Origin of the sequence: Halomonas korlensis (assembly GCF_900116705.1) — a bacterium.
GTDB classification, from domain to species: Bacteria; Pseudomonadota; Gammaproteobacteria; order Pseudomonadales; family Halomonadaceae; genus Halomonas; species Halomonas korlensis.
The window spans coordinates 100,077-112,682 of the sequence record NZ_FPBP01000007.1; the positions used below are offsets into that span (position 1 = coordinate 100,077).

Here is a 12,606-nt window from a genome sequence, read left to right on the forward strand (position 1 = left end):
GCGTACATGGCAACCTTGACGACCCAGATCAACCCCCGCAGCGAGGTCTTCCAGGCCAACGAGGCGTCGATGCGCACCGAGGTCGGCCGGCTACGCGAGCTGACCGCGGCCATCGCCCAGGGCGGCGGTCCGAAGGCGCGCGATCGCCACGAGTCGCGCGGCAAGCTGTTCGTGCGCGACCGCATCGATCATCTGATCGACGAGGGCTCGCCGTTTCTCGAATTCTCGGCGCTGGCCGCGCATGAGGTCTACGACAGCCCGGTGCCCGCCGCAAGCGTGATCACCGGCATCGGCCGCGTCAGCGGCGTGGAATGCGTGATCGTCGCCAATGACGCCACGGTCAAGGGCGGCACCTATTACCCGCTGACGGTCAAGAAGCACCTGCGCGCCCAGGAGATCGCCCGCAAGCACCGCCTGCCTTGCCTCTACCTGGTCGACTCCGGCGGTGCCTACCTGCCCTTACAGGACGAGGTCTTCCCCGACCGCGACCACTTCGGGCGCATCTTCTACAACCAGGCCACACTCTCCGCCGAAGGCATCCCGCAGATCGCCGTGGTGATGGGCTCCTGCACCGCCGGCGGCGCCTATGTGCCGGCCATGGCCGACGAGTCGATCATCGTCAAGGAGCAAGGCACGATCTTCCTCGGTGGCCCTCCGCTGGTGAAGGCGGCGACCGGCGAGAGCATCAGCGCCGAGGACCTGGGCGGTGCCGACGTGCACGCCAAGCTCAGCGGCGTGGTCGACCACTACGCCGAGAACGACGCCCACGCCCTGCAACTGGCGCGCGGCTGCGTGTCACGGCTCAACTGGCAGAAGCGTGGCCAACTCGCCATGCAACCCTCGAAACCGCCGCGCCTCGACCCCGGCGAGCTCTACGGCATCGTCGGCACCGACCTCAAGAAGCCCTACGACGTGCGCGAGGTGATCGGACGCGTCGTCGATGATTCTGACTTCGACGAGTTCAAGCGCTACTACGGCGACACCCTGGTCACCGGCTTCGCGCACATTCACGGCTACCCGGTGGGCATCGTCGCCAACAATGGAGTGCTGTTCTCCGAGTCCGCGGTCAAGGGCGCGCACTTCATCGAGTTGTGCGCGCAGCGCAAGATCCCGCTGGTGTTCCTGCAGAACATCACCGGCTTCATGGTCGGCTCGAAGTACGAGCACGAGGGCATCGCTAAGCACGGCGCCAAGCTGGTCACCGCGGTGGCCTGCGCCAAGGTACCCAAGTTCACCGTGCTGATCGGCGGCAGCTTCGGCGCCGGCAACTACGGCATGTGCGGCCGCGCCTATGACCCCAACCTGTTGTTCATGTGGCCCAATGCGCGCATCTCGGTGATGGGCGGCGAACAGGCCGCGGGCGTGCTCGCCCAGGTCAAGCGCGAGCAGTTCGAGCGCGAGGGCCGCGAGTGGACCCGTGAGGACGAAGAGGCCTTCAAGGCGCCGACCCGCGAGCAGTACGAGCACCAGGGCCATCCCTACTACGCCAGTGCGCGGCTGTGGGACGACGGCGTGATCGACCCGGCTCAGACTCGTGATGTGCTGGGCCTGTCGCTGGCCGCTGCCATGAATGCCGAAGTCGAAGAGACGCGCTTCGGCGTGTTCCGGATGTGAGGTCGACATGACACAGACTTTTTCGAACCTGAACATCGACAATCGCGGCGTCGCCCGGCTGATGCTGAATCGCCCCGAGGTGCACAACGCCTTCGACGATCACCTGATCGCCGAACTCAATGCCCATCTCGAGCGGCTACACGAGGCCGCCGAAAAGGGCGAGGTGCGCGCCATGGTGCTGGGTTCCGAGGGCAAGAGCTTCTCCGCCGGCGCCGACCTCAAGTGGATGCAGCGCATGGTCGAGTACGATATCGAGGACAACCTGGCGGATTCGCGCAAGCTCTCGGCGTTGATGCACGGCATCGACACCCTGCCCTGCCCCACGCTGTGCCGCGTGCAGGGCGCGGCCTTCGGCGGCGCCGTAGGCCTGGCCGCCTGCTGCGATATCGTCATCGCCTCCGACCAGGCCAGGTTCTGCCTCTCCGAGGTCAAGATCGGCCTGTCGCCTGCGGTGATCAGCCCCTACGTGCAGCGAGCCATTGGCGCCCGCCAGATGCGCCGCTACGCGCTGACCGCCGAGGTGATGGACGCCACCACCAGCCTCGCCCTGGGCCTGGTCCATCAGGTGTTCGGTCATGACGATCTCGACGAGGCCATCGACGCCATGCTCGGCCGGCTGCTGGCCGGCTCGCCCCAGGCCCAGCGCGCGACCAAGGCACTGCTCGCCACGGTGGCGCGTGAACCCGACAGCCAGACCACCCGCGACCACACCTGCCGCGTCATCAGCGAGCTGCGCGTGAGCCCCGAGGGCCAGGAGGGGTTGGCCAGTTTCTTCGACAAGCGCCGCCCCGCCTGGGCCGCCGAATCCCCTTCGACCACGGAGCGCCGCTCATGACCCCGACGCCAGACCCCCGCGCTCAGCGCTTCGACACCCTGCTGGTCGCCAACCGCGGCGAGATCGCCTGTCGCGTAATGCGCACCGCGCGCGCCATGGGCCTGCGTACCGTGGCCGTCTACTCGGATGCCGACGCCAGCGCCCGCCACGTGCGCGAGGCCGACGAGGCCGTGCGCCTCGGGCCGGCGGCCGCCCGCGAGAGCTACCTCAAGATCGACGCGGTGGTGGAAGCCGCCCAGCGCACCGGCGCCGGCGCCATCCATCCCGGCTACGGCTTTCTCTCCGAGAACGGCGCCTTCGTCGAGGCCCTGGACAAGGCCGGCATCGCCTTCGTCGGCCCGCCCGCCTCGGCGATTGCCGCCATGGGCGACAAGTCCGCCGCCAAGGCGCGCATGGCCAATGCCGGCGTGCCGCTGGTGCCGGGCTACCACGGCAACGACCAGGACGACACCCTGCTGCGCCGCGAGGCCGACAACATCGGCTATCCGGTATTGCTCAAGGCCAGCGCCGGCGGTGGCGGCAAGGGCATGCGCGTGGTGGAAAGCGGTGAGAACTTCCAGGCCGCCCTCGAGGGCTGTCGCCGTGAGTCCCAGGCCGCCTTCGGCGACCAGCGCATGCTGATCGAGAAGTACCTGACCCAGCCGCGCCACGTCGAGGTGCAGGTGTTCTGCGATGGCCACGGCAACGGCGTCTACCTGTTCGAACGCGATTGCTCGGTGCAGCGCCGCCATCAGAAGGTGCTGGAAGAAGCCCCCGCCCCGGGCATGACCGCCCCGCTTCGCCGCGAGATGGGCGAGGCCGCGGTACGCGCCGCCAAGGAGATCGGCTACGTGGGTGCCGGGACGGTGGAATTCCTACTGGACGCGGATGGTTCTTTCTACTTTATGGAGATGAACACCCGCCTGCAGGTCGAGCATCCGGTCACCGAGATGATCACCGGCCAGGACCTGGTCGAATGGCAGCTGCGCGTGGCCATGGGCGAGCCACTGCCCTGCGCCCAGGAAGAGTTGACCATCACCGGCCACAGCTTCGAGGCGCGCCTCTACGCCGAGGACCCGGAGCAGGACTTCCTACCCGCCACCGGCACGCTCACGCGCTTCGCCATGGACCTCGAGGGCGCCGGGCTCGACCCCGAACGGGTACGTCTGGACAGCGGCGTGGAAACCGGCGATGCGGTGTCGATGCACTACGACCCGATGCTCGCCAAGCTGATCGTCCATGGGGACGACCGTGCCCAGGCGCTGGCCACCCTCAACCGCGCGCTGGCGGCACTCGACGTGCAGGGCGTGGTCACCAACCGCGCCTTCCTGCAGCGGCTCGCCACCCACCCGGGCTTCCGCGACGCCGAACTCGACACGCGTTTTATCGAGCGCCACGACACCACACTGTTCGCCCCGCGCGTCTACCGCCTCGAGGACTATGCCAGCGCCGCGCTGGTCGGCCTCAACCAGCTGGCCAGCGAATGCGAAAGTGACTCGCCCTGGGACCGCCACGATGGCTTTCGCCTCAATGCCCCGCATACCATCCGCATCGCCCTGTGCGACCCCGCGCATGCCCAGGACGAGGACGATTCCGAGGCCGTGGTGGTGGTCGAAGGCGCCCGCGAACGCGACGACGCGCTATGGACGCTGACCATCGGCGGCGAAACCCTGACCGCCTCGCTCCAGCCACTGGCTGGCGACGCCGTGGCGGTCACGCTCAACGGCCACCGCCGCCGCCTGCAGGCACGACGCGACGGCAACGTCGTCGTCATGGTCGACCCGCGCGGCGAGACGCGCCTGTTCTGGCGGCGCATCGATGCCATCGACCACGGCCACCACGAGGCCGAATCGACCCTCACCGCGCCGATGCACGGCACGGTAGTGGCGCTGCTGGTCGAACCCGGCGTGCAGGTCGAGAAAGGCATTCCGCTGATGGTCATGGAAGCCATGAAGATGGAGCACACCATGAGCGCCCCGGCCGATGGCCACGTCGAGAGCTTTCACTTCCAGGCCGGCGATACGGTGGGCCAAGGCGATGTGCTGCTGGAATTCGCCATCAAGGAGTGAAATAAACTATAAGGAGCGCAGAACATCTGCGCTCCTATATTAACCATGCGGGTTTGCCCGACTCGTGAGGCGCGCGAAATATCCAACCTCAAAGGAGTGAGGCATGCCGCCACCCAGCAGCGATCCGCCCTATCATGTTTACGCTCGCAAGGTATGGATAGCCGTAGGTATTGTCGGCTCGGTCATGCTGTTGGCGTGGTTTGTATGGTCGGGGCTCGAGATCATCTTGATGAGCATGATTGGGCTATTGCTCGCGCTGTTCCTGTACCTGCCGGCGAATTTCATTCATCGCCACAGCTTTCTTGGCTATCGTTGGGCCCTGGTCGTTGTGCTGTTGCTCATCATTACCTTGATGACACTGTTTGGCCTCAACTTTTCGTCAAACATTGCCCAGCAATCCCAACAGTTCACCGAGATTATTCCTGGGTCGCTGGATGCGCTGGAAAACCGCATTCGTGACTGGCCCATGGGGGACCAGTTCCTCCGCGAGATGGAAGACGGCCAATCGATACGAGGGGCGCTCGGCGATTTCATCTTCAGGGTGACGTCAATATTTTCCACCACGTTCGGGGCGCTGACCAACCTGATCGTCATCCTCTTCGTCGGGCTATACGTAGCCTTCGAACCCTGGACATACCGCCGTGGATTGGTGCGGCTCGTGTTCCCAAAGCACCGCGATGCTGCCTCAAACCTGTTGGCCGCCATCTACGACAAGATGAGCTGGTGGTTGCTGGGAAGGCTCGTATCGATGCTGATCATCGGTGTGATAACGGGGGTCGGCCTCTGGATCATCGGCATACCCTTGGCCCTCTCCCTCGGGTTGCTGGCAGGCGCCCTGGCGTTCATTCCTTACCTTGGCCCGATACTCTCGGCCATTCCCGCCCTGCTGGTTGGCTTCACTGTCGGCTATGCGGCGCTTTTGTACGTCGCCATGCTGTTTGTCATGGTGCAATTTATTGAAAGCTACCTTGTGACGCCGTACATCCAGAAGAAGGCGGTCCAGATTCCCCCTGCCCTGCTGATCGTCGTGCAGTTCTGGCTAAGCTTGATCGGCGGCTTGTTGGGTCTACTCCTCGCAGGGCCGCTCACTGTCCTGGTGATGGTCATTGTCGACCGGGTATATATTAACGGCTGGCTGCAGAAGGAATGATATTTCGCTTGTCTCAGTACCCGGCAATGTCAGACAAGACGATGCAGGAGCCCAGTTGGCGGAGCGTCAGGCGGGTATCCGGTGACAACGGATAAGCAAGTCGTAGAAGCCAATTTCACCAGCCAATCACCACTTCGCAGGAGGCATCCATGGCATTCCCAACAACCGTTCGCCTGGTCGAGGTCGGCCCGCGCGACGGACTGCAGAACGAACCCAACCCGATCGATACGGCCACCAAGCTCGAGCTGATCGACCGCCTGGGCGCGGCCGGCATCCGTTATATCGAGGCCGCCAGCTTCGTCTCGCCCAAGTGGGTGCCGCAGATGGCCGACCATCGCGAGGTGATGACCTGCCTCAAGCGCCGCGACAGCGTGACCTACGCCGCCCTCACTCCCAACCTCAAGGGGCTGGAAGCGGCGCTGGAGTGCGGCGTCGAGGAAGTCGCGGTATTTGGCGCCGCCTCCGAGGCCTTCTCTCAGAAGAACATCAACTGTTCGGTGAGTGAGTCGCTCGAACGCTTCGCTCCGGTGCTGGAGCGTGCCAAGGAAGCCAACGTGCGGGTGCGTGGTTATGTTTCCTGCGTGCTGGGCTGCCCCTACGAAGGCGAGATCGCCCCCGCCAAGGTCGCCGAGGTCTCAAAGGCGCTGTATGAGATGGGCTGCTACGAGGTCTCGCTCGGCGACACCATCGGCACCGGCACCCCGCTAAAGGCCAAGCGGATGGTCGAAGCCGTGAACCGCGACATCCCAATGACCCAGCTCGCCGCCCACTTCCACGACACCTACGGCCAGGCGCTGGCCAACCTCTACGCGGTGCTGGAGGAAGGCATCGCGGTGGTGGACAGCTCCGTGGCCGGCCTCGGCGGCTGCCCCTATGCCAAGGGCGCCTCCGGTAACGTGGCAAGCGAAGACGTGGTCTACCTGCTTGACGGCCTCGGCATCGAGACCGGCATCGACCTGAACGCCCTGGCCGCCACCGGCACCTGGATCACCCAGACCATCGGCCGGCCCAACCGCTCCAAGGTAGGGGTAGCGTTGGCTGCGAAGTAAATGCAGCGCCAAAACAGAAAAGCCCCGAGCCAGATGACTGACTCGGGGGCTTTTGGGTTTCGTTTGTTATGTTCATTTAACGCCAGCCGTAACCGGCGCATTTGTAGTGAGCGCAGCGAACGAAAAATGCGTCCGCGTTTATGGCTTTGTTAGGCGAAATTTATCGCCTTATCTAAATTTTGCGCTTTTGACAAATCAACTTTATCTAAAACGGCACCTTTAAAATCTGCACCAGAAATATTCGCACCTGAGAAATCTGCCCCCGAAAGGTCAGCATCTTTAAACACCGCTCCCCGTAGATCAGCACCATTAAACTTACAGTTTCTAGCTTTAACTCTAGACAAATCAGCATCAACAAGATTTGCACCAAAAAGCTTTGCTCCTGAAAGAATTGAATCTACTAGGTTGGCATCTTGAAACTCTGCTTCATTTAACATTGTGTTAGTAAATTTAACATTTGAAAGGATGGCATTTCTAAATTTGGTTTTTTTACAAAACGAGTTATTGAAATGAGAACCGCTAAAGTCCCCTTGACTCAACACGGAATCATTTAGATCACAGGCATAAAAATTGACATTTTTACCTGTCGCTTTTCTTAGATGAGCTTTATGAAAAGATGTTTTGATGAATTTAGAGTTTGGTATATTTGCATCTAGCATATCAGAATGGTCAAAAACTCCATTTTCAATTGATGCATATCTCAATGTTGAATGACGCATTAGCGCATATAGTGCAATAAAACAAGTCGACTTAATTATTGGTAGTTTGGCTCGGTACATATTTGATTCAGAAAGATCTAAGGCTTCGGAAGTCAAAGACTCTAGAACACCGGCCCTTATCCAGCTACAAATAACTGAACTCGTGACATTTGCTAGGCGGATTTCACTCCGTATTAACTCAAGTTCCTGCTCAATTTGCAATCCCACTAGGCTTTCATCATCATTTTTTGAACGATATAACCTACCTAAAACAAGCCCGTGTTCATAGGTGTCATTGTATTGTTTTTTAACTTGTTTATAGCTATTTAAGTGGTTATCATTTTTACTAGGATCGTGCCCAAATCCTTTAAGCCTGCCCAGACTTTGCATTCGTTTTAATATACTTCGGGAATTAGCGTCAACCACCTCTTGCCGGTATTTATTGTCAATATTCCCGATCGCTTCTTCCAAACTTGTCCGCACTACAGCTTGACTCTCAGTAGATGCAGAGGACAGTAATTCATGTATTGCATAAGAAGAGTATTGTGACAACCCTCTGACTGCCCCAAGCCTCACATCAATATCAGATGATGACAGATTTCCCAAAAGCGATGATACGCGGTTAATTCTATTTTCTTCTGTTCTGCCCTTAAATGCTTGAACTCCTTGAAAAACAGACCAAACAAGCGTACCAACCCCTAATAAGCTACCTATTATCACCGACGTGAGCGATATAAATCGTCTAGTATTTTCTCTCTGAGCTGCATTTATCTCTAAAGATAATTTCTTTACTTCAAGCTCAAGCTTTTTAGTTTCCAGTGTTGAATTATTGGATGTTAAACTTGAGTCAGCTAACGATATAACTGATAGAAATGTCAAAACAAACGCAACTATATATTTGATCATTGTTAGTCTCAATATTTTCCTAACGCTTAGCGAAGCGGCGCGTCTTACGCGTCCGTCTTACGCGATTTGTTAGACATTTTCTTTAATAATCGATCGAACCAACCAGCTTCGCTCTCATTTGAGGAAATGGTCCTATGCCCTTGAAGCCAATTAGCATACCGTTCTTTGTCTGGCATTAAACCCTTCTCTTCGGCATCCGCAAAATCGACTTTATTTACTTCAGGGGGCTCCTCGCGGTACTGATCTTTGAGTCGCTTACGGATCTTTTGACCATGTTCGAAGAGATCCTCACATAGAAGATTGCTGTAGAATACAACGTCGTCTACGTAAGTTGAGATTCCCTCCAAGGCGTCCGCGTATTCAGTACTTAGAGATCCATCGGGTAAAGGAAACCCAAAATACAACTTTGCTTTGACAGCCTCGTCCATTTCTGGCGACCTTCTGATCATTTGAATGACAGAATCGCGAGTTTCGATGGCGGATTCCAAAGACGCGATCGTGTTATCAATTTGAGCAGTCGCCGATACCGGACGACCGTTTAGATTCATCTTCTGGTAGACCTGTTGGTTCAAAAGGTCTAGGGGAATTTTTGGCAGTATTACCCTTCTCATATCAGCCTCGTACTCAAAGTACTGACCTTTTAGCTCACCACTTATGACTCGCTGATACTCCTCCCGCTTTTCTCGGAAACTATTGTAAAGATCTCTTACTTGCTGATCTTTCAAAAGCAGATAAGAATTGCAGATGATGTATGATGCCATTAAACCGGAATTTGTGTTTCTGACTTCCTGCAAAAGGCTTTCTTTGTTCTTCGATCTTTCTGCGATACGGTGAGCAGCAGTTGCACCAGCCAGTGCCCCGAAAAGCGCACCTGAAAGTGAAGAAAAGAACTGAGAGTTCAGAACTTCAAATACGGCTTCTAGAGTAAGGTTCTCGATGACTAGATCCTCGTCCAGTGATAGTCAGTTTCAGGTCCGGGCCCGTATAACACCCGCCATAAACGGCCGAGTGAAACGAGGTCCGGCGGCCGAAGGGAGCGAATTTAATGGCTTTGTTAGTCATCTTCGCCTTCGAAGTACAAACGAGATATGGTAAGGATAAAGCCATTACCCATTCCCCAAGGTCGTTTCCTATCTTCTATTGAATTCCCGATTCGATTACCCGCACCCATATTGGTGACATTTCCATTTGACCGAAGTGAAACCCAACCGTTTTGCATATATGGTTGTAGCTCTGACACTGTTTCACCATTCAAAATCACAGGAATATGAGCTTCTTCTGAAACGGAAGAAATATCTAGGCCCGTTATCTCACCGATTAAAATGGCAAGGTGAGCTTTTGTCGGCTCCCTGAGTTGGTCTCCAAGCACTTCTAACAACTTTGCAATATCAGTATCAGCTTGGGATGCCCACTCAGTAATTGTCTCATTAAACTTTTGCTGCTCCTTCTCACCCCAAGTACTACCTACGCCTGCTATTGCTCCACCCACAAATGGTATTCCTCCCATTGCATTCAGAAGATACTTTACTGCCTGTTTGCCGCCCGGCTTTTCAATGATCTTGTTCAACTCGTCAATTAGAAGTTCTTCTTCCTGCATGGGAATCTTCCTCGTTATCTTGATTGACTAACGCCTCGCTAAACGGCGGCGCTTGCGACGTCCGATTTGAGCGATTTGTTAACTCTGTTGCTTATACTAGCAATCTCAGCAACGACCTGATCTCTAGACGGAAAATCAAATAAAATAAATCTACATTCATCTCGCTGAACTTCATCCAACAATCCAATTTTAAGCAATAAACTCAGGAAATTATGATCATAAATAGTGAGTGCGTAGAAATACAATAAAACAATATCGTATTTTGAGATCTGTGAAAGCAGGAATTTTTTATACTTTAGCTTTCTTTTGGATTCCACGACGTGACACAGGATAAAGTCGAACTTTCTCAGGTATACATTTACTTCTTCACTGTATTTATGTGCGGTATCCTGCCACGCGAGATCATAGTAATATTTCCTATGATCGAAATCGGTGCGATAGAAAGAAACACTGCCTGCATCCATCAAGGAATTTTCTACTTCAGGAGATTCATCACCTATTCCACCGAGAACGCACTTCAGGTATTCCCACTTGCTCTCAAACCCCTGCCTTTTATCTACCTCCTCCAAGAATTCATTTCTTTCAATCTGATTTTTAGTCATGTTAATTCTCGAGTTTACTGAGTGAATAATTTTCCCCATATTTGTTTCTGATATTAGGCTTGGATTATTGCACAAAACTTTCCTCGCCATGTGAGGTGACTGCCTTTTTAGCTCCTCTTGGATCGCGACAACAAAACCTATTGCGAAGGATTCACCTTCAAAATCGTCTTCAAATTCTCCTCTCCTGATAGGTGCTTTTGACTTTAAGCTTTCGACAGACCTGTAAAAAACATCATCTTCGCTCTGCGTCACAAACTGGCTTCGAGTTACATGTATAGAAAATGCAACAGCGAAAAACGCTAGGGCACCATATATACCACCAACATAAGAGCCAAATGCTGCCCAATCGGAAGCGTCATTGGACAACCGATACTGAAAATTAAAAAAATAAAGACCCAACGGTGCCATAGCTATAGCAACCAACGTTATTATCAGGATCGACTTCTTCACTTTATCGCAAGACCTTTATATTGTTGACACATTCGAATAATTCCATTGCCTGAAGAGCGTTAACAGTGATTGGACTGCGCGCTCTGATATTGGATGAACGCGCCTGCGCGTTCAACAATGTTATCGAGCACGCTTCTTCGTACCTAACTTATTGACTTGACGAAACCCGAAGCATAGCTCGGCCACCTATACAGAATTCGCGCGCTTGCACGTTTTGCCATCACCAATAATACTGTATACATATCCATGCATTGAGAGAGCAGCGGTATGGAGTCGCAAAGCAGACCGCCGAAGCTGATGGACAGAGTAAAGGCCACCATGCGGGTAAAGCGCTACAGCCCAAGCACCGAGAAGACCTACTGCTACTACTGGATTCGCGACTTCATTCGTTTCCATGGCGTGCGTCATCATGCCGGCATGGGAGGCCCCGAGATACGCGCCTTTCTGGAGCATTTAGCGGTGGAGCGCCGGGTGGCGGCGGCCACGCAACACCAGGCGCTGAATGCCCTCGTGTTTCTCTATCGTCGCATTCGTGATTCCCACCCTGGGGATATCGGAGGATTCTCGCGCGACAGGCAACCACAACGTCTTCTAGTCGTCTTGTCCCATGAAGCAGTAATAGGAAGGCTTCAGCCACGCTACCGCCCCTACCCTGCAAGCCACGATGGCTCCCTGCCACCCCTGCGGTAGTCCCTGCGCTGCTTCTTGTTGGTGGCATATCACCCAGTCGTCTAAGCGACCTTAAGCGCTCAGCGTATGCGAGAGTGCCGATGGATGCCACACCCCGATTGGTCGCAGGCATCGCTCAACGGGTGTCGGGATCCATGCCGGCTGCCAAAGGGGCACGACGCCCTAAACGCAAGGCCCCCGAGCCTCATGATTGGCTCGGGGGCCTTGCTTGGGCAGCTAACATTCAGCCTCAGCGGTGGCATGCAGCGCCGTCCGCCGCATGCGGTTGTTAGCCCGCCGGCTTCTTGCCACGAACCGCCGCTTCGATAACGGCGATGTCGATTTTCTTCATCGTCATCATGGCATCGAACGCCCGCTTGGCGGCGGCGCGGTCGTGGCTGGTGTAGGCCCTGGTTAGCGCAATGGGGGTAATCTGCCAGGAGACGCCCCACTTGTCCTTGCACCAACCGCACTCGCTCTCCTGGCCGCCGTTGCCGATGATCGCATTCCAGTATCGATCGGTCTCGACCTGATCCTCGGTGGCCACCTGGAACGAGAACGCCTCGTTGTGCTGGATTCCAGGCCCACCGTTAAGCCCGAGGCAGGGTATGCCCATCACGGTGAACTCGACCGTCAAGACGTCACCCTGCTTGCCCGACGGGAAGTCTCCCGGTGCGCGATGGACCGCGTCGACGGAGGAATCCGGAAAGGTCCTGGCGTAGAAGTTCGCCGCCTCTTCGACATCACGTTCGTACCAGAGGCAGATCGTGTTCTTGGCAATCTTTGTCATAGGCTCCTCCATCATGGTTCCAGGTCGAGTACCGCCCGGTAGCTTCCCGTCATGTACAAGGGCACGAACAAGTAGCCGACGCCGATTCACCCTTGTGCGCTACCGGAACATCTCACCTAGTAGTCGCGTGAAGGAGGCCCGGATCGACAACCGGCGAGGATGTTTTCACTGGAGGCTGATCCGACAGGTCCTGGCCGG

Annotated in this window: 11 protein-coding genes; 6 read left to right on the forward strand and 5 right to left on the reverse strand. The window is 56.3% G+C overall.

The genetic code is table 11. From position 1 onward, the window contains the following. Positions 1–6 precede the first annotated feature (6 nt). The 5 genes from BM341_RS10860 to BM341_RS10880 all read left to right on the forward strand — a co-directional run bounded on the left by BM341_RS10860 (position 7) and on the right by BM341_RS10880 (position 6,696). A complete protein-coding gene (locus BM341_RS10860; protein WP_089795818.1) occupies positions 7–1,614 on the forward strand; it encodes a carboxyl transferase domain-containing protein in 1,608 nt (535 codons plus the stop codon). Positions 1,615–1,621: 7 nt separating this feature from the next. After that, a complete protein-coding gene (locus tag BM341_RS10865; protein WP_089795820.1) occupies positions 1,622–2,449 on the forward strand; it encodes an enoyl-CoA hydratase-related protein in 828 nt (275 codons plus the stop codon). Beyond that, a complete protein-coding gene (locus tag BM341_RS10870) occupies positions 2,446–4,497 on the forward strand; it encodes an acetyl/propionyl/methylcrotonyl-CoA carboxylase subunit alpha (RefSeq protein ID WP_089795822.1) in 2,052 nt (683 codons plus the stop codon). Before BM341_RS10865 ends, BM341_RS10870 begins: the two co-directional genes overlap by 4 nt. Before the next feature lie 103 nt (positions 4,498–4,600). Continuing rightward, entirely contained in the window at positions 4,601–5,647 is a 1,047-nt protein-coding gene (locus tag BM341_RS10875) for an AI-2E family transporter (protein ID WP_089795824.1), read from the forward strand. Positions 5,648–5,796: 149 nt separating this feature from the next. Further along, positions 5,797–6,696, forward strand: coding sequence for a hydroxymethylglutaryl-CoA lyase (locus BM341_RS10880; RefSeq protein ID WP_089795828.1), 900 nt, complete (start codon positions 5,797–5,799; stop codon positions 6,694–6,696). A gap of 149 nt (positions 6,697–6,845) precedes the next feature. Here the strand turns inward: BM341_RS10880 and BM341_RS10885 are convergent, their stop codons facing one another. The 4 genes from BM341_RS10885 to BM341_RS18985 form a co-directional block, all read right to left on the reverse strand. Next, positions 6,846–8,300 carry a pentapeptide repeat-containing protein gene (locus BM341_RS10885; RefSeq protein ID WP_089795830.1) on the reverse strand — a complete coding sequence of 485 codons (1,455 nt, stop codon included), beginning with the start codon at positions 8,298–8,300 and terminating at the stop codon, positions 6,846–6,848. Positions 8,301–8,344: 44 nt separating this feature from the next. Beyond that, positions 8,345–9,094, reverse strand: coding sequence for a hypothetical protein (locus tag BM341_RS10890; RefSeq protein WP_139232999.1), 750 nt, complete (start codon positions 9,092–9,094; stop codon positions 8,345–8,347). A gap of 260 nt (positions 9,095–9,354) precedes the next feature. Further along, complete coding sequence (locus tag BM341_RS18980) at positions 9,355–9,897, reverse strand: hypothetical protein (RefSeq protein ID WP_139233000.1); 543 nt, start codon at positions 9,895–9,897, stop codon at positions 9,355–9,357. 38 nt (positions 9,898–9,935) lie between these two features. Beyond that, positions 9,936–10,949, reverse strand: coding sequence for a hypothetical protein (locus BM341_RS18985; protein ID WP_139233001.1), 1,014 nt, complete (start codon positions 10,947–10,949; stop codon positions 9,936–9,938). Positions 10,950–11,216: 267 nt separating this feature from the next. On the opposite strand from BM341_RS18985, the gene BM341_RS10900 reads away from it, so the two are divergent. Continuing rightward, on the forward strand, positions 11,217–11,639 hold the full coding sequence (locus BM341_RS10900; protein WP_089795835.1) for a site-specific integrase: 423 nt from the start codon (positions 11,217–11,219) through the stop codon (positions 11,637–11,639). Positions 11,640–11,907: 268 nt separating this feature from the next. Here BM341_RS10900 and BM341_RS10905 read toward each other — a convergent pair whose 3' ends face one another. After that, complete coding sequence (locus BM341_RS10905) at positions 11,908–12,408, reverse strand: VOC family protein (protein ID WP_089796002.1); 501 nt, start codon at positions 12,406–12,408, stop codon at positions 11,908–11,910. Positions 12,409–12,606 lie beyond the last annotated feature (198 nt).